Below are 24,651 nucleotides of genomic sequence, written 5' to 3' on the forward strand. Positions count from 1 at the left end.
GTGGCTATGGCTTTTGTGGCGAGGGAGCTTGCTCCCGCTGGGCTGCGCAGCAGCCCCCAAAAGCCTGGGACCGCTACGCGGTCCAGCGGGAGCAAGCTCCCTCGCCACAGAGCATTTCTTTGACACAAACGGCCAGATGCCGCTCGTCCCCTCCCCCACCCCGCAGTTGAAAAAAACCACGCCACCCCCATATGAGTTCCATCCGGGCATTTTCGCCCCGCTGCGTGGAGACTCTCCCTTGACCACCATCGTTTCAGTCCGCCGTCATGGCAAAGTCGTCATGGGCGGCGACGGCCAGGTTTCACTGGGCAACACCGTGATGAAAGGCAACGCGAAAAAAGTCCGTCGCCTGTATCACGGCGAGGTCATCGCCGGGTTCGCCGGCGCCACCGCCGACGCTTTCACCCTGTTCGAACGCTTCGAAGGCCAGCTTGAAAAACACCAGGGCCATCTGGTCCGCGCCGCTGTGGAGCTGGCCAAGGAATGGCGGACCGACCGCTCCCTGAGCCGCCTCGAAGCGATGCTCGCGGTCGCCAACAAGGACGCCTCGCTGATCATCACCGGCAACGGCGACGTCGTTGAGCCCGAGGATGGCTTGATCGCCATGGGTTCCGGCGGTGCCTACGCCCAGGCCGCGGCCAGCGCCCTGCTGAAAAAAACCGACCTGTCGGCCCGCGAGATCGTCGAGACCGCCTTGGGCATCGCCGGCGACATCTGTGTCTTCACCAACCACACCCAGACCATTGAGGAGCAGGACCTCGCCGAATAAGCCTGCCACCCGTGCACCGGCTCATTCTTGCTTGAGGACCGCCAATTATTATGTCCATGACTCCCCGCGAAATCGTCCACGAACTCAATCGCCATATCATCGGCCAGGACGATGCCAAGCGCGCCGTCGCCATCGCCCTGCGTAACCGCTGGCGCCGGATGCAGTTGCCCGAAGAGCTGCGCGTCGAAGTGACCCCCAAGAACATCCTGATGATCGGCCCGACCGGTGTCGGCAAGACCGAAATCGCCCGGCGCCTGGCCAAGCTCGCCAATGCACCGTTCATCAAGGTCGAAGCCACCAAGTTCACCGAAGTCGGCTATGTCGGCCGCGACGTCGAGTCGATCATCCGTGACCTGGCCGATGCCGCGATCAAGCTGCTGCGCGAACAGGAAATCACCAAGGTCCGCCACCGCGCCGAAGACGCCGCCGAAGAGCGCATCCTCGACGCCCTGCTGCCACCGGCGCGCATGGGCTTCAACGCCGACGCCGCCGCGACCCAGGATTCCAACACCCGCCAGCTGTTCCGCAAGCGCCTGCGCGAAGGCCAGCTGGACGACAAGGAAATCGAGATCGAAGTGGCCGAGATGGCCGGCGTCGACATTTCCGCGCCGCCGGGCATGGAAGAAATGACCAACCAGTTGCAAAGCCTGTTCGCCAACATGGGCAAGGGCAAGAAGAAAAGCCGCAAGCTCAAGGTCAAGGACGCGCTGAAGCTGGTGCGCGACGAAGAAGCCGGTCGCCTGGTCAACGAAGAGGAATTGAAGGCCAAGGCCCTGGAAGCGGTCGAGCAGCATGGCATCGTGTTCATCGACGAAATCGACAAGGTCGCCAAGCGTGGCAATGTCGGCGGCGCCGATGTGTCCCGCGAAGGTGTACAACGCGACCTGCTGCCGCTGATCGAAGGTTGCACGGTCAACACCAAGCTGGGCATGGTCAAGACCGACCACATCCTGTTCATCGCTTCCGGTGCGTTCCACCTGAGCAAACCGAGCGACCTGGTGCCGGAGCTGCAAGGCCGCCTGCCGATCCGCGTCGAACTCAAGGCGCTGACGCCGGAAGACTTCGAGCGCATCCTGAGCGAGCCCCACGCGTCCCTGACCGAACAGTACTGCGCGCTGCTCAAGACCGAAGGCCTGAGCATCGAGTTCACGCCAGAAGGCATCAAGCGCCTGGCCCAGATCGCCTGGCAGGTCAACGAGAAGACCGAGAACATCGGTGCCCGTCGCCTGCACACGCTGCTCGAGCGCTTGCTCGAGGAAGTGTCGTTCAGCGCCGGCGACCTGGCCAGCGCCCACAACGAAGCGCCGATCCTCATCGACGCCGAGTACGTCAACAGCCACCTGGGTGAATTGGCGCAGAACGAAGACCTGTCGCGGTATATCCTGTAACCCACCGACAGATTTCCCGGGACCTGTGGGAGCGAGCTTGCTCGCGATGGCGGCATCACATTCAACCCATGAGTTGACTGTCAAACCGCTATCGCGAGCAAGCTCGCTCCCACATGGACCGTGTCGCTTTTGCAGAAGGCATCCTTCCGAGACGGATCACAGGCCATGACCAAACTCCCCACCGCCATCAACCTGCACAAAGCCTCCAAGACCCTGACGCTCAAATACGCGCCGGACGAGGAGTACCACCTGCCCGCCGAATTCCTGCGGGTGCACTCGCCTTCCGCCGAGGTCCAGGGCCATGGCAAACCCATTCTGCAATACGGCAAGCTCAACGTTGCCCTGACCAAGGTCGAACCGGCCGGCCAGTACGCACTGAAACTGACCTTCGACGACGGCCACGACAGCGGATTGTTCACCTGGGACTATCTCTACCAGTTGGCGGTGCGCCAGCAGGATCTGTGGAACGATTATCTTGGCGAACTCAAGGCCGCCGGAAAAACCCGCGATCCGAACGCGTCCGTCGTCAAGCTGATGCTCTAGCTCAAGGGCTGGCGCTTTAGGGCGATTTTTCTAGACTCATCTGCTTGAATGCCCGCGCAGCAACGTCAATGACTGGCCTGCTTGCGAAAAAAATTAAACTCGGGTAACCAATGGAGCTGGCAAGTTCCCTGCAAAGGAACCGGCGAGTTCCTGGCATACGTTTCCTCATTGGCCCTCGATGCGGAATTAATGGTCACCCGAGCAGCGTACCTGGTATCGGATGTGTGGCTTCATGGCACCAACCGGGTACTCGTCTGAAGGACAATGGAGCGTCGTAGATGAGCAACAAGAACAACGATGACCTGAAGTACCAGGCCTCGGAAAATACCCTGGGGTTGAATCCCGTCGTCGGCTTGCGCAGGAAAGACCTGCTGGCCTCTGCCCGCATGGTGCTGAAGCAGGCCATCAGGCAACCGCTGCACAGCGTCAAGCATGTCGCCCATTTCAGCGTCGAACTCAAGAATGTCCTGTTCGGCAAATCCGAACTGCAACCGGCCGGCGACGACCGTCGCTTCGCCGACCCGGCGTGGAGCCAGAACCCGCTCTACAAACGCTACCTGCAAACCTACCTGGCGTGGCGCAAGGAGCTGCACGCCTGGATCGACGACAGCAGCCTCTCGCCCGCGGACATCAGCCGCGGGCATTTCGTGATCAACCTGATGACCGAAGCCATGGCCCCGACCAATTCGGCGGCCAACCCGGCGGCGGTCAAGCGCTTCTTCGAAACCGGTGGCAAGAGCCTGCTGGACGGCCTGTCCCACCTGGCCAAGGACCTGGTGCACAACGGCGGAATGCCGAGCCAGGTGAACATGGGCGCGTTCGAGGTCGGCAAGAGCCTGGGCGTGACCGAAGGCGCCGTGGTGTTTCGCAACGACGTGCTGGAGCTGATCCAGTACCGGCCCATCACCGAGCAGGTCCACGAGCGCCCCCTGCTGGTTGTACCGCCACAGATCAACAAGTTCTACGTATTCGATCTGAGCCCGGACAAGAGCCTGGCGCGCTTCTGCCTGCGCAGCAACGTGCAGACCTTCATCGTCAGCTGGCGCAACCCCACCAAGGAGCAACGCGAGTGGGGCCTGTCGACCTACATCGAGGCGCTCAAGGAAGCGGTGGATGTGGTCACGGCCATCACCGGCAGCAAGGACGTGAACATGCTCGGCGCCTGCTCGGGCGGCATCACCTGCACCGCGCTGCTGGGCCACTACGCCGCCCTCGGCGAGAAAAAGGTCAATGCCCTGACCTTGCTGGTGAGCGTGCTCGACACCACCCTGGACACCGACGTGGCGCTGTTCGTCGACGAACAGACCCTCGAAGCGGCCAAGCGCCACTCCTACCAGGCCGGCGTACTCGAAGGCCGCGACATGGCCAAGGTCTTCGCCTGGATGCGCCCCAACGACCTGATCTGGAACTACTGGGTCAACAACTACCTGTTGGGCAACGAACCGCCCGTGTTCGACATCCTGTTCTGGAACAACGACACCACGCGGCTGCCGGCGGCGTTCCACGGCGACCTCATCGAAATGTTCAAGAACAATCCACTGATCCGCCCCAACGCACTGGAAGTGTGCGGCACCCCCATCGATCTCAAGCAGGTCACCGCCGACATCTTCTCCCTGGCCGGCACCAACGACCACATCACGCCGTGGAAATCCTGCTACAAGTCGGCGCAGTTGTTTGGCGGCAAGGTGGAGTTCGTGCTGTCGAGCAGCGGCCATATCCAGAGCATCCTCAACCCGCCAGGCAACCCCAAGTCGCGCTACATGACCAGTGATGACATGCCGGCCAAGGCCGAAGACTGGCAGGAGAATTCAACCAAGCACACCGACTCCTGGTGGCTGCACTGGCAAGCCTGGCAGGCCGAGCGCTCGGGCAAACTGAAAAAAGCCCCGACCGTGCTGGGCAACAAGGCCTACCCGGCCGGTGAAGCGGCGCCCGGCACCTATGTGCACGAGCGGTAAGGGATGCAACTCGTCTGCTGCGGGGGTGGGCTTGCTCACGAATACATCCCGCCAGCCGACACTGAATGCAAGGCCCACAGCGCTGGCGAACATAAAATCCATGTTCACAGCAGATCCCCCTGTGGGAGCGAGCTTGCTCGCGATGACGGCGGTACATCCAACATCAATGTAGGCTGACACACCGTTATCGCGAGCAAGCTCGCTCCCACAGGGGATCGGGGAAAAATGAAAGACAGCGACCCAACCCACAGGGCTTGAAGCATGCCGCAACCGTACATCTTCCGTACCGTCGATCTGGATGGCCAGACCTTGCGCACCGCGGTACGTCCCGGCAAGCCTCACTTGACGCCCTTGCTGATTTTCAACGGCATCGGCGCCAACCTCGAGCTGGTGTTCCCGTTCATCCAGGCCCTGGACCCGGACCTGGAAGTCATCGCCTTTGACGTGCCCGGTGTCGGCGGTTCATCGACGCCCAACCGGCCGTATCGCTTTCCGGGCCTGGCCAAGCTCACCGCGCGGATGCTCGACTACCTCGACTACGGGCAGGTCAACGTGATCGGCGTGTCCTGGGGGGGCGCCCTGGCCCAGCAGTTTGCCTACGACTACCCGGAGCGCTGCAAGAAGCTGGTGCTGGCGGCCACGGCGGCCGGGGCGGTGATGGTGCCGGGCAAACCGAAGGTGCTGTGGATGATGGCCAGCCCCCGGCGCTACGTTCAGCCTTCCCATGTGATGCGTATCGCACCGTTGATCTATGGCGGTTCGTTTCGCCGTGACCCGAGCCTGGCGGCCAGCCACGCGGCCAAGGTTCGTTCGGCGGGCAAGCTCGGTTATTACTGGCAACTGTTCGCCGGCCTCGGCTGGACCAGCATCCATTGGCTGCACAAGATCCACCAGCCCACGCTGGTGCTGGCCGGCGATGACGACCCGCTGATTCCTTTGATCAACATGCGCATGCTGGCCTGGCGCATTCCCAACGCCCAATTGCATATCATCGATGACGGCCATCTGTTCCTGATCACCCGGGCCGAGGCGGTGGCGCCGATCATCATGAAGTTCCTGGAGGAAGAACGTCAGCGTGCCGTGATGCATCCGCATCCCTCGCCGCTGGGGGGCGGCTGAAACCGCCCATTTGCGCCTGGCAGGACGCCGGATCGCGCAGCGACCCGAAACAGCGACTATGTTGTCTGGTTCGGTGTGTTTGTTTTTAGCCTGATGACGAAGGAGTTGACTCATGCGCGACAGACCGGCGAAGGGTTCCATGCCCGCCCCTGCCAGTTTCATCAACGCACAAAGTGCGGTCACCGGCCTGCGTGGCAGGGACCTGCTGTCCACTTTGCGCAGCGTGGCCGCACACGGCTTGCGCAACCCGGTGCACAGTGCCCGGCATGCGTTGAAACTGGGCAGTCAATTGGGCCGTGTGTTGCTGGGCGAAACCCTGCACCCCACCAACCCCAACGACCCGCGTTTCGCCGACCCCACCTGGCAGCTCAATCCATTCTACCGCCGCAGCCTGCAGGCCTACCTGAGCTGGCAAAAACAGGTCAAGAGCTGGATTGACGAAAGCGACATGAGCCAGGATGACCGCGCCCGCGCCCACTTCGCCTTCGCCCTGCTCAACGACGCCGTATCGCCGTCCAATACCTTGCTCAACCCACTGGCGGTCAAGGAGCTGTTCAACTCCGGCGGGGCCAGCCTGGTTCGAGGCATCAGCCATCTGGTGGACGACCTGCTGCACAACGACGGCTTGCCGCGCCAGACCACGCCCCATGCCTTTGAAGTCGGCAAGACCCTGGCGACCACACCCGGCGCAGTGGTGTTTCGCAATGAATTGCTCGAACTGATCCAGTACCGGCCCATGAGCGAAAAGCAGTACGCCAAGCCATTGCTGATCGTGCCGCCACAGATCAACAAGTTCTACATTTTCGACCTCAGCCCCTCCAACAGTTTCGTCCAGTACGCCCTGAAAAACGGTTTGCAGGTGTTCATCATCAGTTGGCGCAACCCTGACGTACGCCACCGTGAATGGGGCTTGTCCAGCTATGTCGAGGCCACGGAAGAGGCCATGAACGTCTGCCGGGCGATCACCGGCGCCCGAGAGGTCAACCTGATGGGGGCCTGTGCCGGTGGCATGACCATCGCCGCCCTGCAAGGCCACCTGCAAGCCAAGCGCCAGCTGCGGCGGGTCGCCAGTGCGACGTACCTGGTGAGCCTGCTGGACAGCCAGATAGACAGCCAGGCCACGCTGTTCATCGACGAGCAGACCCTCGAGGCCGCCAAGCGCCGCTCCTACCAGAAGGGCATTCTCGATGGTCGCGACATGGCCCGGGTGTTCGCCTGGATGCGTCCCAACGACCTGATCTGGACCTACTTCATCAACAACTACCTGCTGGGCAAAGAGCCGCCGGCTTTCGACATTCTCTACTGGAACAACGACTGCACCCGGCTGCCGGCGGCTTACCACGGCGATCTGTTGGACTTCTTCAAGCACAACCCACTGACCCACCCCGGCGGCCTGGAAGTGTGCGGCACGCCCATCGACCTGCAGAAAGTGACGGTGGACAGCTTCAGCGTGGCCGGTATCAACGACCACATCACGCCCTGGGACGCCGTCTATCGCTCGACGCTGTTGCTCGGTGGCGACAAACGCTTCGTGCTTTCCAACAGTGGCCATGTCCAGAGCATTCTCAACCCGCCGGGCAACCCCAAGGCCAACTACATCGAAAGCGCAAAAATGAGCAGCGACCCACGGGCCTGGTACTACGACGCCGCCCACGTCGAAGGGAGTTGGTGGACGCAATGGCTGGGCTGGATCCAGGAGCGCTCCGGCGCCCAGCACGAAACCCAGATGACCTTGGGCAACGCGAACTACCCGCCTCTGGACGCCGCCCCCGGCACCTATGTTCGCGTGCGCTGAAGGCCCTACCCCACGGCCAGGCGATTGGCCGTGGCATGACTCGATCATTAAGAAGACCGGATGAAAACCCGCGACCGCATCCTTGAATGCGCCCTGCAATTATTCAACGAAAAGGGCGAACCGAACGTATCCACGATGGAAGTTGCCAACGAAATGGGCATCAGCCCAGGCAACCTCTACTACCACTTCCATGGCAAGGAACCGCTGATCCTCGGGTTGTTCGAGCGCTTCCAGAGCGAACTGGCACCGCTGCTGGACCCACCGGCGGATGCGCAGTTGGCGCCGGAAGACTACTGGCTGTTCCTGCACTTGATCGTCGAGCGCCTGGCCCAGTACCGGTTTCTGTTCCAGGACCTGTCGAACCTGGCCGGGCGCCTGCCGAAGCTGGCCAAGGGCATCCGTCAATTGCTCAACGCCCTGAAGCGAACCCTCGCCTCACTGCTGGCGCAGCTCAAGGCCCAGGATCTGCTGGTCAGCGATACCCAGGCCCTGGGGCAACTGGTGGAGCAGATCACCATGACGTTGCTGTTCTCCCTGGACTACCAGCGGATCCTGGACCGCGAGGGCGAGGTTCGACTGGTGGTCTACCAGATCATGATGCTGGTGGCACCACACCTGCCGCCCGCGACCAAGGTGGCGACGGAGCGACTGGCGTTGCGGTACCTGGAAGAGCACGACTGACGACCAGCAGTGGAAGATCCATTGTGGGAGCGAGCTTGCTCGCGATAGCGGTGTATCAGTCAAGATCAATACTGCTGACCCACCGCTATCGCGAGCAAGCTCGCTCCCACATTGTTTTCCGGGTGATTTCAAGGTTCGAGATTGACCCGCGTACAAACAAAAACGCCCGACCTTCACAGGCCGGGCGTTTTTGCATGTCCCGCAGAATCAGGACTGGGTGGAAGGCGTCGTTGGAGCCGCCGCTGGTGCTGGAGTGGCGACCGGAGTCGGAGCGGCGGCGGAGTTCGCCGTGCTCGTCGGGGTTGCCGGTTTGGCGGCCGCGGTTGGCGCCTTGGGTGCGGCAGCTTTTGGCGCGGCCGGTTTTTTCACGGCAGGCTTTTTCGCCGCAGCGGGTTTGGCCGCCGCTTTTGCCGCCGGCTTGGCTGCAGGCTTAGCCGCTGGCTTGGCCGCTGCGGGTTTAGCTGCAGCCGTCTTGGTCGCTGGCTTGGCCGCTGGTTTGGCGGCGGGCTTGGCTGCCGCTTTCGCCGCTACCGGTTTGGCCGCAGCCTTGGCAGCAGGTTTGGCCGCTGCGGTTTTAGCCGCAGGCTTGGCCGCTGCTTTCGCCGCGGGTTTGGCGGCGGGTTTTGCCGCAGCCTTGACCAGTGGTTTGGCTGCCGTTTTAGCGGCCGGTTTGGCCGCCGCCGTCTTGGTCGCCACGGGTGCGACTTTGGCGCCGGTGAGTTTTTCGATCTGCTTGGTCAGGGTGTCGACCTTGCTGTGCAGCGCCTTGACTTCATTACGGCTCGGCACGCCCAGGCGCGAGATCGCGCTGTTCAGGCGCTTGTCGAAAGCCCCTTCCAGTTCGTCCCATTTACCCAGTGCCCGATCCTTCACGCCGCCGATGCGCGACTTGGCGGACTCGGCAGAGTCCTTGGCGGCATCGACCTGTTTGCCGACCGCCGTCTTGGTGAGTTTTTCGGCCTTTTCGCCGTCCTTAACCAGGGACTCGAAGAGCTTGCTGCCGTCAGTGTCGATCTTCGAGTACACGCCTAAACCAGCAAGCCAGATTTTGCGGGAATATTTTTCAATCTTCCCGGCCCACGAGCTGCCCTCTTTTTCTGTGATTTTTTTGCCAGCCATCCCGTTCTCCTTAATGTTTACGCGCGACACGTTCGAGCAATGCTGTCAGCTCATCGAGCTTAGCAGAGAGTGTCTCAACGTCATGTTTAGACGGAATGCCGATACGATTCAAGGCACTTGCAACACGAGCATCGAATACCTTCTCGACTTTATCGAGTTGTACTTCAACCCGGGCCTTGAAAGTATTGACGTCACTCTTGGCTTCAATCAATTCGCTGTTGGCCGCTTCAAGTTTCCCGGCAATTTTCTTTTTGCCTTTGGTTTCAATAACTTCGCCAGCCTTTACCAACTCCTGGAAGTACCCGCTGCCTTCCTGGCCGACCTTCGTGTAGGCGCCCAGGCCAGCCAGCCAGATCTTGCGCGCGTACGTTTTCACGTCGCTGAGCGTGGAAGATTCAACGTCGGTTTTTTTCTTCAGAATAACTTTGGCCATGGTGCACCTCACTCGAAAAAAGGTTTGAGGAACTGCCCGCACATCGACGGGCTCAGGCACAAAGTAGTGACAATAATTAGAAACGGCACCCTAACAACTGACACAAAACCGGAGGGCGATGACTACCCCTGTGGGAGCGAGCTTGCTCGCGATGGCGGAGTGTCAGCCAACCTTGATGTGACTGAAACAATGCAATCGCGAGCAAGCTCGCTCCCACAGGGTGGGGTGGTGAATTTCAACTTTGCGTTCACCTCCCTTTCGGTCGATCAAGCCAACGCCTTGTCCAACGCCTTTTCAATTTCCGTCTTGATCGTGCCGCTCATGGCCGACATCAACATGCCCAGTTCCACGTCGACGCGGATCGAATCCTCGCCCACATGCACTTCGCCCTTGACCCCGGAACGCTTGAGTTTCAGGGTGTCGCCCACCCACTGCGGCTCCAGGCCATAGCTGTCGGACAACTTCTGCGCCAGCTTGTCGGCTTTCTCTCGCGCCGCTTCCTTGCCCAGGCCATGGGCACGCTCAACAGTTATACGGGCCATCGGGTGACTCCTGTTTTATCGGGACTTGCCTGAACGTTTCAGACCCTGGCTGCGTCAAAACGTCCCGGCGGTCGCCCATCTTACCTTCAGCCTTGCCAAGACAAAGCCCTCCACCGGGATTAGAATGTCCCGCATTCTTTTTTGGTGACCGCGATATGACTGATCAGCGCAAAGGCAGCGATGCCGAACCCACCACTCACTTCGGCTTCAAGAACGTGCCGGAAAGCCAGAAAGCGGAAAAAGTCGCTGAGGTTTTCCACTCCGTAGCCGCCAAGTACGACTTGATGAACGACCTGCTCTCGGGCGGCATGCACCGCCTGTGGAAGCGTTTCGCGATCGAGCTGTCGGGCGTGCGCAGCGGCAATCGCGTGCTGGACATCGCTGGCGGCACGGGTGACCTGACGAAGAAGTTTTCCCATATCGTCGGGCCGACCGGCCAGGTGGTGCTGGCCGACATCAACGAATCCATGCTCAAGGTCGGCCGCGACCGCCTGCTGGACCTGGGGGTGGCCGGCAATGTCGAGTTCGTCCAGGCCGACGCCGAAAAGCTGCCGTTCCCCGACAACCATTTCGACTGCGTGACCATCGCCTTCGGCCTGCGCAACGTCACCCACAAGGAAGATGCCCTGCGCTCGATGCTGCGCGTGCTCAAGCCCGGCGGCCGCCTGCTGGTGCTGGAGTTTTCCAAGCCGACCAACGCGCTGATGTCCAAGGCCTATGACGCCTACTCGTTCGCCTTCATGCCGCTGATGGGCAAGCTGATCACCAATGACTCGGAAAGCTATCGCTACCTGGCCGAATCGATCCGCATGCACCCGAACCAGGAAACCCTGAAGTCGATGATGGTCGAGGCCGGTTTCGACCGCGTGACCTACCACAACATGACCGCCGGTATCGTCGCCCTGCACCGCGGTATCAAGCCCTGATGTTGCTCACCGGCCTGCTCGCCAGTGTCGAACTCGGCATCAACCGGGTACTGCGCCTGGACAGCACGGCGCTCGCGCGCCTGGCGCACTTGAGCGGCAAGGTGATCGCCGTCGACTGCCGCAGCCCGGCGTTGCAGTTGTTCATCCTGCCCAGCGACGAAGGCCTGATGCTCGCCGCCCACTGGGAAGCCGAAGCGGATTGCACCCTGCGCGCCCCTGCCGCGAGCCTGCTGAACCTGGCCCTGGGCAAGGACAAGACCGCGGTGCTGCACAGCCCCGAAGTCGAACTCGACGGCGACAGTGGCGTGCTGCTGGAGCTGGCGGCGATTCTCCAGGACCTCGAGCTGGACTGGGAGTACGAAGTGTCCCGCTGGATCGGCCCGGTGGCGACCCAGTTGCTCAGCGGCCATTTGCACAGCCGCCGTCGCTGGTATCGCCAGGGCTTCGCCAGCCTGGGACAGAATCTGAGTGAATACCTGGCCGAAGAATCGCGTACCCTCGTAGGCCAACGCGAGGCCCAGGCCCGTTTTGATGAACTGGACCAGGTCAAGCTTGACCTGGAACGTCTCGAGGCGCGTTTCGAGCGCCTTTCCCGATCCCTTGAAACCAAGCGATAACGCATGAAGCTGCTTGCCGTCCGCCGTTTGTTGCGCATCCAGCGCGTCGTGATCCGCTACCGCCTCGATGACCTGCTGTTCGCCCTGCCGCTGCCCTGGTTTCTCCTGGCGCTGCGCTTCGTGCTGCCGTGGCGCTGGTTCCCCCGACGAACCCTGGACCTGACGCGTGGCGCACGCCTGCGCCTGGCCTTGCAGGACCTGGGACCGATCTTCATCAAGTTCGGGCAGATCCTCTCGACCCGTCGCGACCTGCTGCCCGAAGACATCGCCGATGAACTGATGCTGTTGCAAGACCGCGTGCCGCCGTTCGATTCCAAGCTGTCGGTGGCGCTGATCGAGGAACAACTGGGCAAGAAGATCAGCGAAGTGTTCAGCCGTTTCGACGTCGAGCCCCTGGCCTCGGCCTCCGTGGCCCAGGTTCACGCCGCCCAGCTCAAGAGCGGCGAAGAGGTGGTGGTCAAGGTCATCCGCCCAGGCCTCAAGCCCATCATCGCCCAGGACCTGGCGTGGCTGTTCATCCTCGCCCGCGCCGCCGAACGGTTGTCGGCCGATGCCCGCCTGCTGCACCCGGTGGACGTGGTCCAGGACTACGAAAAAACCATCTACGACGAACTCGACCTGCTACGCGAGGCTGCCAACGCCAGCCAGCTGCGCCGCAACTTCGAAGGCTCGCCGCTGCTCTATGTGCCGCAGGTCTATTGGGACTGGTGCCGGCCGAAAGTACTGGTGATGGAGCGCATCTACGGCATCCAGGTGACAGACCTGGCGACCCTGGCCGACCAGCGCACCGACATGAAACTGCTGGCCGAGCGCGGCGTGGAAATCTTCTTCACCCAGGTGTTCCGCGACAGTTTCTTCCACGCCGACATGCACCCGGGCAACATCTTCGTCAGCACCGTGCAACCGTGGAGCCCGCAATACATCGCCATCGACTGCGGCATCGTCGGCAGCCTGACTCCCGAGGACCAGGACTACCTGGCCCGCAACCTGTTCGCCTTCTTCAAGCGTGATTACCGCCGTGTCGCCCAACTGCACATCGATTCGGGCTGGGTGCCGGCCGAGACCAAGCTCAACGAATTCGAAGCGGCGATCCGTACCGTGTGCGAACCGATCTTCGAAAAACCGTTAAAAGATATTTCCTTCGGCCAGGTACTGATGCGCCTGTTCCAGACCGCGCGACGCTTCAACATGGAGGTCCAGCCCCAGTTGGTGCTGTTGCAGAAAACCCTGTTGAACATCGAAGGCCTCGGTCGCCAGCTGTACCCGGACCTCGACCTGTGGAACACCGCCCAACCGTTCCTCGAACGCTGGATGCGCGAGCGTGTCAGCCCGCGCGCCTTGCTGGGCAACGTGCAGAGCCAGTTCGAGCAGATCCCGCACCTGGCCAATATGACCCGCGACCTGCTCGAACGCATGTCCCAACCCCACGCCCACGACCCGGCGCCACCGTGGCACCGACGCAAGGACGATTGGCTGTTGCGCCTGCTTGGCGCGGCTCACCTGGGCGGCGGCGCAGTGCTGGCGACCGGCGGGCCGTTGAGCCAACTGGGTCACTGGCCGGCCGGTATCATGATGGCGGTCGGTCTGTATCTGGTCGTTCGCCGATAGCCAGCACCGGTTCGCGCTGGCACACTGTTTCAACGCTGGGCCCGCCGACGTCAGGTGCGCGGCCCATGGTCGGAGTCAACGATGAAAAACTGGCAGGACGAGATCAAGTGGGACGCTGACGGCCTGGTGCCGGCCATCGCCCAGGACCACAAGACCGGGCGCGTATTGATGATGGCCTGGATGAACCGTGAAGCACTGGCCCTGACCGCCGCCGAGAACCGAGCCATCTATTGGTCACGTTCCCGTGGCAAGCTGTGGCGCAAGGGTGAAGAGTCCGGGCATGTGCAACATCTGCATGAGATGCGCCTGGACTGCGACGGCGACGTCATCATCCTGATGGTCGAGCAGGTCGGTGAGATTGCCTGCCACACCGGCCGTCAAAGCTGCTTCTATCGCGTCTTCGAGAACGGCGACTGGAAAACCGTCGACCCGGTGCTCAAGGACCCGCATGCCATTTATTCAGGACATACCCATGAGTGACACCCTGACCCGCCTGGCCCAGGTGCTGGAAGAGCGCAAGGGCGCCGCGGCCGACAGTTCCTATGTCGCCAGCCTGTACCACAAGGGCTTGAACAAGATTCTGGAAAAAGTCGGCGAAGAATCCGTCGAGACCATCATCGCCGCCAAGGACGCCGCCATCAGCGGCGACTGCAGCGACGTGATCTACGAGACCGCCGACCTGTGGTTCCACAGCCTGGTCATGCTGGCCCAACTGGGGCAGCATCCGCAGGCCGTACTGGATGAACTGGACCGTCGCTTCGGTCTGTCCGGGCACGTCGAGAAAGCCTCGCGCCCGTCCGCCTGATCCATTTTTGAGAGGAGTAGCCACATGGGTATCTTTGACTGGAAACACTGGGTCGTCATCCTGGTCGTCGTGGTGCTGGTGTTCGGCACCAAGAAACTGAAGAACCTCGGCACCGATGTCGGCGAGTCGATCAAGGGTTTTCGCAAGGCCATGAACGATGACGAGAAACCGGCCGATCCGACGACAAACCAGGCTCAGCCCGCACAACCGACCCAACCGGTACACCCACAGGCCACCCAGCCTGTGAATGCGCCGAATACCATCGACGTGCAGGCCCAAAAAGTCGAAGAGCCCATCCGCAAAGACTCGTGAGCACTGACTAATGTTTGGTATCAGCTTCACTGAACTGCTGCTCGTCGGCCTCGTCGCCCTGCTGGTACTGGGCCCCGAGCGCCTGCCGGGGGCCGCGCGCACCGCCGGTCTCTGGATCGGGCGCCTGAAGCGCAGCTTCAATGCGATCAAACAGGAAGTTGAACGTGAAATCGGTGCCGACGACATCCGTCGGCAACTGCACAACGAACACATTCTGTCCCTGGAGCAGGAGGCGCGGAAAATCTTCACGCCCACCCAGCAGGAACCGACGCCAGTTCAGCCTGAGGCCGAGCCGACGGTGGCTCCCCAAGTGCCAGAAGGTGGCGCGCCGGTGACTGAACCGGCGCCAGTGACACCGACGGTCGCGGATACAGCGCCCCCCGCTGCCCCTGCGCCTAACGATCCTACTTTGCCGCCGCGAGCCCCATGAGCGATATCCCTGAAAACGACCAGCCGATGCCGCTGGTATCGCACCTCACCGAGTTGCGCACCCGCCTGCTGCGTTGCGTCGCGGCGGTGTTCATCATCTTCGCCGGGCTGTTTTCCTTCACCCAGCAGATCTACACCTTCGTCTCCACGCCACTGCGCCAGTACCTGCCGGTAGGCGCGACAATGATCGCCACCGACGTGTCGTCGCCGTTCCTGACGCCATTGAAGCTGACGATGATGGTCTCGCTGTTCCTGGCGATCCCGGTGATCCTGCACCAGATCTGGGGCTTCATCGCACCGGGCCTGTACAAGCATGAAAAGCGCATCGCCGTGCCGCTGCTGGTGTCCAGCATCCTGCTGTTCTACACCGGCATGGCCTTCGCCTATTACCTGGTGTTCCCGCTGATCTTCAAGTTCTTCGCCGCCGCCACCCCGGCGGGCGTGGAGATGATGACCGACATCAGCAGCTACCTGGATTTCGTCATGACGCTGTTCTTCGCCTTCGGCGTGGCGTTCGAAATCCCCGTGGCCGTGGTACTGCTGGTGTGGATCGGCGTGGTCGACGTGGCCTACCTGAAGAAGATCCGCCCCTACGTGATCATCGGCTGCTTCGTGGTCGGCATGATCCTGACCCCGCCGGACATTTTCTCCCAGACCCTGCTGGCGGTGCCGATGTGGCTGCTGTTCGAGATCGGCATCCTGTTCGGTGGACTGGTGCGCAAGCGCCGGGAAGAAGAACCCGAGGACCAGCCGGTCGATGACCACAACGACCAGCCGCCAGCGACCCAAGCGTGAACCTGCTGCTGCTCGAAGAGGCCGACTTCATCGGGCCTGACCGCGTCATCCTCAGCGATCGCCGGTTGACCCACATGCAGGAAGTCCATCGCAGTGCCGTCGGTGACAGCCTGCGGGTCGGGCGCATCGGTGGGTTGATGGGCTCGGCCCAGGTGCTGCGCCTGGAAGCTCGCGAGGCCGAACTGCAAGTGACCCTCGACCAGCCGCCGCCGGCCAAGTTGCCGTTGACCCTGGTGCTGGCGCTGCCGCGTCCGAAAATGCTCAGGCGAGTGTTCCAGACGGTCGCCACCATGGGCGTGCCGCGGGTAGTGCTGGTCAACAGCTATCGCGTGGAAAAGAGCTTTTGGCAGACGCCGTTCCTGGAGCCCGAGGCCATCCGCGAGCAACTGATCCTGGGCCTGGAACAAGCCCGGGACAGCGTGCTGCCAGAGATCATCATCGAAAAACGCTTCAAACCCTTCGTCGAGGACCGCCTGCCGGCCATCGCGAATGGCACCCTCGGCCTGGTCGGCCACCCTGGCAACCACCCGCCCTGCCCGCGAGCGCTGACAGAACCGGTGACCTTGGCCATCGGCCCCGAAGGCGGTTGGATTCCCTACGAGATCGACCTGCTGGGCAAGGCCGGCCTGCAACCGGTTCAACTGGGCGAACGAATCCTGCGGGTCGAGACTGCGGTTACGGCGCTGCTTGCCCGGTTGTTCTGACCCGGCAACACTCACACAGGCACATGATCCTTGTGGCGAGGGAGCACCCAGCGCCTATTTTCTACAGATCCCTCCAAAGCCGCCGATACAGATCCCATAAAACCAATTCAACGCTCCAGGGAGTATCAGCATGTTCCGGTGGCTTGCCCAGGGTCTGGGAAATGTAAGCGTCAATCGCAAACTCGGCGCAGGCTTCGGCTTGGTGTTGTTCCTCACCTTGATGATCGCATTCACCGGCTGGTCCAGCCTGGGCAATGTCATCAGCCGGGGCGATAAATTGGGGTTCATTGCCAGTCTCAACGACTTGAGCAAAGACTTGAACCTGGCCAGCATCGACTACAACACCACGCGGGGCGAGAAAGGACCGCAGGCGGTCAACGATCTGCTTGGCAAGCTCGAGGCCGGGCTGAAAACCGCTCGCGAGTTGATCGAACAGCCGGCCGACGTCGCGCTGATCGACAAGCAATTGGCCGCCGTCGCCGAATACAAAGGCGCCTTCGCCCAGATGACCCGCGCTACCGTCAGCCGCGAAGATGCACGCAGTAAACTCGGTGCCAGCGCCGACAACGCCGTGGCCCGCGTCGCCGAAGTTGAAAAGTTGATGCTGCAAGCCGGCGACGTCACGTCGTTCAACAGCGTGGTCACCCTGAGCAAGGCCATCCAGCAAGCCCGCTACCAGGTCCGCGGCTACACCTACAGCGGCAAGAGCGACGCCCAGCAACCCGCCCTCGATGCCATCGACGCCGTCCTCAAACTGCTTGCGCGCCTGCCAGACCAGTTGCCCCAGGAACACGCCGCCAACCTGCAGCAGGCCAGCGACTCGTTCAACCTCTATCGCGCGGCGGTCGCCCAGTTCCGCGACTCGCAAATCGACAACGCCGCTGCCCTCCAGCGCATGAGCGAGCAGGGTCAGATACTGATGGATGCCAGCCAGAAGCTGACCGTATCCCAGACAGCCGTGCGTGACCGCGACGCCGCCCAAGCCAAGATGGTCCTGATCGTAGCGGCCGCCCTGGCGCTGCTGTTTGGCGTGATCGCCGCGCTGTTCATCACCCGGCAGATCGTGGGCCCGCTCGGCGAGACCTTGAAGGTTGCCGAGCGTGTGGCTGCTGGCGACCTGACCCACAACCTCACCTCTGACCGTCGCGACGAACTGGGCCAACTGCAACGCGCCATGCAAAGCATGACCGTGGGCCTGCGGCAATTGATCGGCGGCATCAGCGAAGGCGTTACCCAGATCGCCAGTGCCGCCGAACAGCTTTCAGCCGTGACCGAGCAGACCAGCGCCGGGGTCAACAGCCAAAAAGTGGAAACCGATCAGGTCGCCACCGCCATGCACGAAATGACCGCCACGGTGCAGGAAGTCGCGCGCAACGCCGAGGAAGCCTCCGAAGCGGCCGTCGCAGCCGATCAGCAGGCTCGTGAAGGCGACAAGGTCGTCGGCGAAGCCATCGCTCAGATCGAACGGCTGGCCAAGGAAGTGGGCAACTCCACCGCAGCCATGGGCGATTTGAAACGTGAAAGCGACAAGATCGGCAGCGTCCTGGACGTGATCAAGTCCGTGGCCCAGCAAACCAACCTGCTGGCCCTCAACGCGGCCATCGAAGCGGCCCGCGCCGGCGAAGCCGGGCGTGGTTTCGCGGTGGTGGCCGACGAAGTCCGCAGCCTGGCCCAGCGCACCCAGAAGTCCACGGAAGAGATCGAAGAACTGATCGTGGGCCTGCAAGCCGGTACTGAACAGGTCGCGACCATCATGGACAACAGCCGCAGCCTGACCGACAGCAGCGTCGAACTGACCCGTCGCGCGGGAGGCTCGTTGGAGAACATCACTCGCACGGTTTCGGCGATCCAATCGATGAACCAGCAGATCGCGGCTGCGGCCGAGCAACAGAGTGCGGTGGCTGAGGAGATCAACCGTAGCGTACTGAATGTGCGTGATGTGTCGGAGCAGACGGCGTCGTCCAGTGAAGAGACTGCGGCCTCCAGTGCCGAGCTGGCGCGGTTGGGGGTTCATTTGCAGACGTTGGTTGGGCGGTTCCGGGTTTAACTTGGGTGTGGGGATACCCGTGCTCTTCAGTGGACACAGTATTCATGCCCACCGCCGAGCCCTGTGGGAGCCGAGCTTGCTCGCGATAGCGGTGGGTCTGCTTGCATCGATGCTGAATGTAGCGCCGCCTTCGCGAGCAGGCTCGCTCCCACAATTGGATTGGGTACACCCGTAAGAGCAGGTCGTCTATCCGGCCGCCTCGCGAGCAAGCTTTGCTCCCACACAGATTTTTGGTCGTTTACAGGATCAGTGTCCACCGCCGAGCCCTGTGGGAGCCGAGCTTGCTCGCGATAGCGGTGGGCCTGCTTGCATCGATGCTGAATGTAGCGCCGCCTTCGCGAGCAGGCTCGCTCCCACAATTGGATTGGGTACACCCGTAAGAGCAGGTCGTCTATCCGGCCGCCTCGCGAGCAAGCTTTGCTCCCACACAGATTTTTGGTCGCTCATAGGATCAGTGTCCACCGCCGAGCCCTGTGGGAGCCGAGCTTGCTCGCGATGGCGGTGGGTCTGCTTGCATCGATGCTGAATGTAGCGCCGCCTTCGCGAGCAGGCTCGCTCCCACATTGGACCGGAGTAAGACTGGGAGAGCCAGGTCGGCTATCAGGCCGCCTCGCGAGCAAGCTTTGCTCCCACACAGGTTTTTGGTCGTTTATAGAATCAGTGTTCACCGCCAAGTCCTGTGGGAGCCGAGCTTGCTCGCGATGGCGGTGGGTCTGCTTGCATCAACGCTGAATGTGCCGCCGTCTTCGCGAGCAAGCCCGCTCCCACAGAGGAAACGCGGTCCCCATCAAGAACCAGGTCGGCTATAAGGCCGCCTCGCCCTGGCTTTTGATCTGGGGGCCCCGTTAACCACGCTGGCCGAACGCAGGCATTGTGGAGTGGGCATCCCGGCATGGATGCCGGGAGAGCCGCGCTGGGCCATGGATGGCCCTTCGCGGCGGGCCCACGGAGCAATGCCTGCGTTCGGGCACACCGAGCCTAGGCGAGGTGCCGAGTGGTGGGGCATGAAGCGCTTTGGTTACTTTCGCGCTTTTCGAAAGTGACCCGCCGTAAGGGCGGAACCCTAAGCAGCCGTTACCCAAATAACGGATATACACACAAAATCCCCACTCCCAAGATCCGTCATCCCAAGGCTACTGAACCCCAAACAGGCCAAATCCGAGAATAAACCGTCGCCAGGCCAGCTCTTCACCATCGTCGACGGCATCGACACCGAAAGCCTCCTGGCCAACCTCAGCGAAACCCTGGCCTCAGCCGATGCCATGGTCAGCGACCTGGCGTTCGACCTGAAAGGCTCACGACGCCATGTTGCCCTTGGCATCCAGCAACTGATCGAACTGAGTGGCTTGCTGGCAAATCGGGCACTGGACAACGTCAACACACAACCCTGACCTCACCACGAGCGGTGTTCACCTACTGAAACAGCGCCCAACAAAAAGCCCCGCTTCCTTTCAGAAGCGGGGCTTTTTGTGTATCAGGCCACTTGAGGCTGCACGCTCACCGGCTGTAGCGGTAGCAGCGGTGCATGAGGGTCGGCCTTGACCGACTCACGCCATGCCGCCAGCCACTCGGGATGCGCCTCGCTCCAGACCTGCTCGTGCAGGCGAGACAAGGCCACCGGGTCGCTCAGCAGGGCCAGCCGCTCGGCATTGCTGAGACCGGCAGGACCGACCTTCAGGGCGTGACGAACGCGTTCGACACGCAGCCATTCGATCGGCTCGGCCTTGCCGTGACGGGAGGTCGCCAGCGCATACGCCAAGGCGTTCTGTTGTGGATCGACCACCGCCCGGATGAAACCGTCGTTCAGTGCATGCCAACGGTTCTCATGGGTGTACTGGTCCGTCGACAGCAGCTCCTGCGGCGGTGCGTATTCCTCAGGAATCAGGAACAGGCTTTCATCACGGGACTTCAAGCCCAGACCCACGCGGCTGGAGATCACCGACACCGGAATCGACAGCATCAGCGAACCCACGATCGGCACCAGCCACCAGAGGAAGCTCGGGTTCAGCCAGATCACCAGCAAGGCCCAGAAGAAGCCCAGCAAAGTCTGCGGGCCGTGGCGCTTGACCGCTTCGCTCCATGGCGTGGAGTCGTCGTCACGTTGCGGCGAGTTCCAGGTCGCGGCCCAGCCCAGGAACGCGGCGAGCACGAAACGGGTGTGGAAGATCATTCGCACCGGCGCCAGCAGCATGGAGAACAGCATCTCCAGCAGCATGGACAACGTCACCTTGAACTTGCCACCGAACGCCTTCGCGCCCTTGGCCCAGATCAGCACGATACTCAACAACTTGGGCAGGAACAGCAGCACGATGGTCGTCGAGAACAGCGCGATAGCTTTTTCCGGGTGCCATTGTGGCCACAACGGATAAAGCTGGCGTGGCTCGAGGAAGTACTGCGGCTCCATCAATGTGTTCACCGCCAGCAGCGCGGTGGACAGCACCAGGAAGAAGAACCACAGCGGCGCCGACAGGTAGGACATCACGCCGGTCAGGAACACCGCACGGTGCACCGGGTGCATGCCCTTGACCAGGAACAGCCGGAAGTTCATCAGGTTGCCGTGGCACCAGCGACGGTCACGCTTGAGTTCGTCCAGCAGGTTCGGTGGCAGCTCTTCGTAGCTGCCCGGCAGGTCATAGGCAATCCACACGCCCCAGCCGGCACGGCGCATCAGCGCGGCTTCGACGAAGTCGTGGGACAGGATGGCACCGGCGAACGCGCCTTTACCGGGCAACGGCGCCAGGGCGCAGTGCTCGATGAACGGTTTCATGCGGATGATCGCGTTGTGGCCCCAGTAGTGGGATTCGCCCAACTGCCAGAAGTGCAAACCGGCGGTGAACAACGGACCGTACACCCGCGTGGCGAACTGCTGCATGCGCGCATACAGCGTGTCCATGCCCGAGGCCCGCGGCGCGGTCTGGATGATGCCGGCGTCCGGCGTGGCTTCCATCAGGCGCACCAGGCTGGTCAGGCATTCGCCGCTCATCACCGAGTCCGCGTCGAGCACGACCATGTACTTGTAGTCACTGCCCCAACGACGGCAGAAGTCGTCGAGGTTGCCGCTCTTGCGTTTCACACGACGGCGACGACGGCGGTAGAAGATCTTGCCGAAGCCCCCGGCTTCACGGCAGACATCCAGCCAGGCCTGCTGTTCGGCCACGCAGATATCGGTCTCGTTACTGTCGCTGAGCACGAAGAAGTCGAAGCGATCCAGGTCACCGGTGGCGGCCACCGACTCGAAGGTCGCGCGCAAACCGGCGAATACCCGCGGCACGTCTTCGTTGCAGATCGGCATCACCAGCGCAGTGCGGGCGTCCTTGGGAATGGGCTCGTTGCCGGCGCTGGCGCCGGAGATGCGGTATTTGTCATGGCCGGTGAGCAATTCGAGAAAGCCCATCAGCGCGGTCCAGAAACCCGCCGACACCCAGCAGAACAGGATCCCGAACAGAATCAGGATGCTGGTCTGCAACGCATACGGCAGCACTTGCGTGGCCGTCTGCAGCAGCGGTTGGTGCAAGACTTCGTCCAGATCCACCAGCGACCAGCCCTGGTACGGCATGATGCCTTTCATGTACCAACCGGCAACGATGGTCTGGCCGAGCATCAGGATCAGCAGGATGTAACGGCGGATCGAACCCACGGTACGCCAGCGTGCATGGGGCAGCACGCGCTCATCCTTGGGCGGCTTCGGCGGGTTGGTACGCCCGGTCAGGCGCCGCCAGCCGCGCACCAGGATATTGGTGCGCCACGGTTCCGGCACGACCTTGGTCCGGCGAATCGGCGGCGTCGCCTTCAAGCACACCCGGCCGTTGGCATCGAGGGCCAGCATTTCGGCGTCCTCGAGTTCCTCGGCAGTGCTCAGCGTCAGGCGACGGCCCACCGAGGCTTGCGCCGCCTCGTTGGGTGCGTCGAATGTCGAAGAAGCCAGGCGCTTGTGCAATTCGCTGAATGACGTGCAGCCCGCCAGCTCGGCGCGCTGCTCGTCGGTCATCGGCAAATGGGCCAGATACTCACTGAGAGATTCTGGTTGTACGGACGTATTACTCATCGGCAGGCAACTGGTAGCTCCAGGTCTCGGTCAGGACTTGTTCAGTCTGCTCCGGTTCCTGTGGGGTTGGGGTCGGCTCGGCGGCAGCGGTGGACGACTTGACGGCCTTGGCCTCTTTCTGCTCGCCGGCCTGCTCGTTGGCTTGCTCTTTTTCGCTCTGCTGCTTGGCGACCTTGTCAGCCTTGGCCAGCGTGGTCACGGAATGCGCGGTGGCTGGCAGCTCGACAGGAACAAGCGGCCTGACCAATGCGGCACGCATCTCGGTCGCTTTGCTCGGGTCCTTGATCTTCATGCGCAGCGTCAGGCGCCAGCCCTTGGTTTCAGGGTTGTAGCGCACGCTGTTCTCGACGATCTCGGCGTTGTCGCCAACGCTCACCTGGCTACGCACCTCGGCCTCTTCAGGCAGCGCTTGCAGGGACGGCCCTTCGAAATCCACCAGGTAGGCCACGCTGCCGTCCGGTTGACGGATCAGGTTGGATTGCTTCACGTCACCGGTCGAACGCAGGGTCTGCTTGACCCAGGCGCTGTCTGGCGAGTGCAGGTTGGCTTCGTCGAGGGTCCAGTGCAGACGGTAGGCGAAGTCCAGTGGCTGGCCTGGCTCAGGCAGTTTTTCCGGGCTCCAGAACGCAACGATGTTGTCGTTGGTTTCGTCGGCGGTCGGGATTTCCACCAGATCGACAGTCCCTTTGCCCCAATCGCCTTTCGGTTCGATCCAGGCGCTTGGACGTTTTTCGTAACGGTCGTCCAGGTCTTCGTAGTGGCTGAAGTCACGACCACGCTGCAGCAGGCCGAAACCACGCGGGTTTTCTACCGAGAAGTTGCTCACGGCCAGGTGTTTCGGGTTGTTCAGCGGACGCCAGATCCACTCGCCGTTGCCGGCATGGATGGACAGGCCACTGGAATCGTGGAGTTCACGACGGTAGTTCAGCACCTTGGACGGCTGGTTGGCGCCGAACAGGAACATGCTGGTCAACGGGGCGATACCCAGCTTGTTGACACGATCACGCAGGAACACCCGTGATTTCACGTCGACAACGGTGTCGGTGCCCGGACGCACGGTCAGGCGATAGGCGCCAGTGGCCCGTGGCGAATCCAGCAGGGCGAAGATCACCAGGTGCTTGTCGGTCGGTTTCGGACGCTGGATCCAGAATTCGCGAAAGCGCGGGAACTCTTCACCGGATGGCAGCGCAGTGTCGATGGCCATGCCACGAGCGGACAAGCCATAGACTTGGCCCTTGCCGATGACGCGGAAATAACTCGCGCCCAGCATGGTCATGATTTCGTCTTGCTTGTCGGCCTTGTTGATCGGGTACAACACGCGGAAACCGGCGTAGCCCAGCTGTTCGGTGGCCTTGGGATCGAACTTCACGTCGCCGAAATCGAAACGTGTCGGGTCGTACTTGATCTCGTCGACGGTGGTCGCGGTGATTTCGTTGATCTTCACCGGCGTGTCGAAATGCATGCCCTGGTGATAGAAGGACAGCCGGAACGGGGTCTTCTGGTCGGCCCATTCTGCTTTTTCGGTGCGGAAACGAATTTTCTGATAATCGGCGAATTTCATTTCGCGGAATTCGTTCGGCAAATTGCTGCGCGGGGCTTCGAACTTCTGCCCGGCCAATTCTTGTGCCTTCGCCGATACATCATCCAGGCTGAATGCCCACAGTTGGCCCGCGCCGAGCAGGCACAACAGGGCCGAGCCCGTTACCAGGGCGCTTCTCAACCGTTTGGCCGTCATTTTTGGTGCATTACAGGGACTAACAATCACGAGCAACCCTCGCCGAAAACTGATCAAAAAACCAACGGCCAGATAAAGTATCTGCACGGTAACGGTGCTGAAAAACCGCTCCTGCTGACCACTCTTGCCAAGTTGGCGAGCATTGTTCCGACTCCGACGGGGCAAAATGATTCCCCAAACGGTCCAGGACAACTCTCTACCTAAGTCAAATGGACCAGCGAACGCTGATCCCCCGTAGCGCGCGATTATCTAGTAGCCCGCGTGACAACGCATCAGGGGTA

At 61.9% G+C, this 24,651-nt stretch carries 22 protein-coding genes and 1 pseudogene; 18 read left to right on the forward strand and 5 right to left on the reverse strand.

Going from position 1 to position 24,651, the window contains the following annotated elements; all coding sequences use genetic code 11:
* Positions 1-238 precede the first annotated feature (238 nt).
* From hslV to AO356_RS09500, 7 genes are all read left to right on the forward strand, one after another.
* Positions 239-769 carry an ATP-dependent protease subunit HslV gene (hslV, locus tag AO356_RS09470; RefSeq protein ID WP_003196958.1) on the forward strand — a complete coding sequence of 177 codons (531 nt, stop codon included), beginning with the start codon at positions 239-241 and terminating at the stop codon, positions 767-769.
* 50 nt (positions 770-819) lie between these two features.
* On the forward strand, positions 820-2,157 hold the full coding sequence (hslU, locus tag AO356_RS09475) for an ATP-dependent protease ATPase subunit HslU (RefSeq protein ID WP_060739566.1): 1,338 nt from the start codon (positions 820-822) through the stop codon (positions 2,155-2,157).
* A gap of 165 nt (positions 2,158-2,322) precedes the next feature.
* Entirely contained in the window at positions 2,323-2,700 is a 378-nt protein-coding gene (locus AO356_RS09480; RefSeq protein ID WP_060739567.1) for a gamma-butyrobetaine hydroxylase-like domain-containing protein, read from the forward strand.
* A 278-nt stretch (positions 2,701-2,978) separates the two neighbouring features.
* Positions 2,979-4,658 (forward strand): class II poly(R)-hydroxyalkanoic acid synthase, encoded by a 1,680-nt coding sequence (gene phaC, locus AO356_RS09485; RefSeq protein WP_060739568.1) that lies wholly within the window; start codon positions 2,979-2,981, stop codon positions 4,656-4,658.
* Positions 4,659-4,919: 261 nt separating this feature from the next.
* Positions 4,920-5,777 carry a poly(3-hydroxyalkanoate) depolymerase gene (gene phaZ / locus AO356_RS09490; RefSeq protein WP_003186648.1) on the forward strand — a complete coding sequence of 286 codons (858 nt, stop codon included), beginning with the start codon at positions 4,920-4,922 and terminating at the stop codon, positions 5,775-5,777.
* A gap of 112 nt (positions 5,778-5,889) precedes the next feature.
* Positions 5,890-7,572, forward strand: a complete 1,683-nt coding sequence (gene phaC / locus AO356_RS09495; RefSeq protein WP_060739569.1) for a class II poly(R)-hydroxyalkanoic acid synthase — start codon at positions 5,890-5,892, stop codon at positions 7,570-7,572.
* 60 nt (positions 7,573-7,632) lie between these two features.
* Positions 7,633-8,253: a TetR/AcrR family transcriptional regulator gene (locus tag AO356_RS09500; RefSeq protein WP_060739570.1), complete on the forward strand. Its 621-nt coding sequence runs from the start codon at positions 7,633-7,635 to the stop codon at positions 8,251-8,253.
* A 207-nt stretch (positions 8,254-8,460) separates the two neighbouring features.
* Here AO356_RS09500 and AO356_RS09505 read toward each other — a convergent pair whose 3' ends face one another.
* The 3 genes from AO356_RS09505 to AO356_RS09515 all read right to left on the reverse strand — a co-directional run bounded on the left by AO356_RS09505 (position 8,461) and on the right by AO356_RS09515 (position 10,347).
* On the reverse strand, positions 8,461-9,372 hold the full coding sequence (locus tag AO356_RS09505; RefSeq protein WP_060739571.1) for a phasin family protein: 912 nt from the start codon (positions 9,370-9,372) through the stop codon (positions 8,461-8,463).
* Positions 9,373-9,382: 10 nt separating this feature from the next.
* On the reverse strand, positions 9,383-9,805 hold the full coding sequence (locus AO356_RS09510; protein ID WP_060739572.1) for a phasin family protein: 423 nt from the start codon (positions 9,803-9,805) through the stop codon (positions 9,383-9,385).
* Positions 9,806-10,071: 266 nt separating this feature from the next.
* A complete protein-coding gene (locus AO356_RS09515) occupies positions 10,072-10,347 on the reverse strand; it encodes a polyhydroxyalkanoic acid system family protein (RefSeq protein WP_060739573.1) in 276 nt (91 codons plus the stop codon).
* A 155-nt stretch (positions 10,348-10,502) separates the two neighbouring features.
* Here AO356_RS09515 and ubiE point away from each other — a divergent pair, with 155 nt between their 5' ends.
* The 11 genes and pseudogenes from ubiE to AO356_RS09570 all read left to right on the forward strand — a co-directional run bounded on the left by ubiE (position 10,503) and on the right by AO356_RS09570 (position 19,981).
* Entirely contained in the window at positions 10,503-11,273 is a 771-nt protein-coding gene (gene ubiE, locus AO356_RS09520) for a bifunctional demethylmenaquinone methyltransferase/2-methoxy-6-polyprenyl-1,4-benzoquinol methylase UbiE (RefSeq protein ID WP_003196937.1), read from the forward strand.
* A pseudogene (locus AO356_RS09525) lies at positions 11,273-11,897 on the forward strand (ubiquinone biosynthesis accessory factor UbiJ). The gene ubiE and the pseudogene AO356_RS09525 overlap by 1 nt, the downstream one beginning before the upstream one ends.
* Positions 11,894-13,498, forward strand: coding sequence for a ubiquinone biosynthesis regulatory protein kinase UbiB (gene ubiB, locus AO356_RS09530; RefSeq protein ID WP_060739574.1), 1,605 nt, complete (start codon positions 11,894-11,896; stop codon positions 13,496-13,498). Before AO356_RS09525 ends, ubiB begins: the two are co-directional and overlap by 4 nt.
* An 81-nt stretch (positions 13,499-13,579) precedes the next feature.
* Complete coding sequence (gene hisI / locus AO356_RS09535) at positions 13,580-13,978, forward strand: phosphoribosyl-AMP cyclohydrolase (RefSeq protein ID WP_003196931.1); 399 nt, start codon at positions 13,580-13,582, stop codon at positions 13,976-13,978.
* Positions 13,971-14,303 carry a phosphoribosyl-ATP diphosphatase gene (locus AO356_RS09540; protein WP_003186671.1) on the forward strand — a complete coding sequence of 111 codons (333 nt, stop codon included), beginning with the start codon at positions 13,971-13,973 and terminating at the stop codon, positions 14,301-14,303. Before hisI ends, AO356_RS09540 begins: the two co-directional genes overlap by 8 nt.
* Positions 14,304-14,327: 24 nt before the next feature.
* Positions 14,328-14,615, forward strand: coding sequence for a twin-arginine translocase TatA/TatE family subunit (locus AO356_RS09545; RefSeq protein WP_060739575.1), 288 nt, complete (start codon positions 14,328-14,330; stop codon positions 14,613-14,615).
* 10 nt (positions 14,616-14,625) lie between these two features.
* Positions 14,626-15,045 (forward strand): Sec-independent protein translocase protein TatB, encoded by a 420-nt coding sequence (tatB, locus tag AO356_RS09550; RefSeq protein WP_060739576.1) that lies wholly within the window; start codon positions 14,626-14,628, stop codon positions 15,043-15,045.
* On the forward strand, positions 15,042-15,839 hold the full coding sequence (tatC, locus tag AO356_RS09555) for a twin-arginine translocase subunit TatC (protein ID WP_060739577.1): 798 nt from the start codon (positions 15,042-15,044) through the stop codon (positions 15,837-15,839). Before tatB ends, tatC begins: the two co-directional genes overlap by 4 nt.
* Positions 15,836-16,543: a 16S rRNA (uracil(1498)-N(3))-methyltransferase gene (locus tag AO356_RS09560; RefSeq protein ID WP_060739578.1), complete on the forward strand. Its 708-nt coding sequence runs from the start codon at positions 15,836-15,838 to the stop codon at positions 16,541-16,543. The genes tatC and AO356_RS09560 overlap by 4 nt, the downstream gene beginning before the upstream one ends.
* Before the next feature lie 130 nt (positions 16,544-16,673).
* Positions 16,674-18,590 (forward strand): methyl-accepting chemotaxis protein, encoded by a 1,917-nt coding sequence (locus tag AO356_RS09565; protein WP_060739579.1) that lies wholly within the window; start codon positions 16,674-16,676, stop codon positions 18,588-18,590.
* 1,082 nt (positions 18,591-19,672) lie between these two features.
* Positions 19,673-19,981: a DUF6124 family protein gene (locus tag AO356_RS09570; RefSeq protein WP_060739580.1), complete on the forward strand. Its 309-nt coding sequence runs from the start codon at positions 19,673-19,675 to the stop codon at positions 19,979-19,981.
* Between the two features lie 83 nt (positions 19,982-20,064).
* Here AO356_RS09570 and mdoH read toward each other — a convergent pair whose 3' ends face one another.
* Complete coding sequence (mdoH, locus tag AO356_RS09575) at positions 20,065-22,635, reverse strand: glucans biosynthesis glucosyltransferase MdoH (RefSeq protein ID WP_060739581.1); 2,571 nt, start codon at positions 22,633-22,635, stop codon at positions 20,065-20,067.
* Positions 22,628-24,400: a glucan biosynthesis protein G gene (locus AO356_RS09580; protein WP_060743089.1), complete on the reverse strand. Its 1,773-nt coding sequence runs from the start codon at positions 24,398-24,400 to the stop codon at positions 22,628-22,630. Before AO356_RS09580 ends, mdoH begins: the two co-directional genes overlap by 8 nt.
* Positions 24,401-24,651: the final 251 nt, after the last annotated feature.

The organism is Pseudomonas fluorescens, assembly GCF_001307275.1.
Lineage (GTDB): Bacteria > Pseudomonadota > Gammaproteobacteria > Pseudomonadales > Pseudomonadaceae > Aquipseudomonas > Aquipseudomonas fluorescens_AA.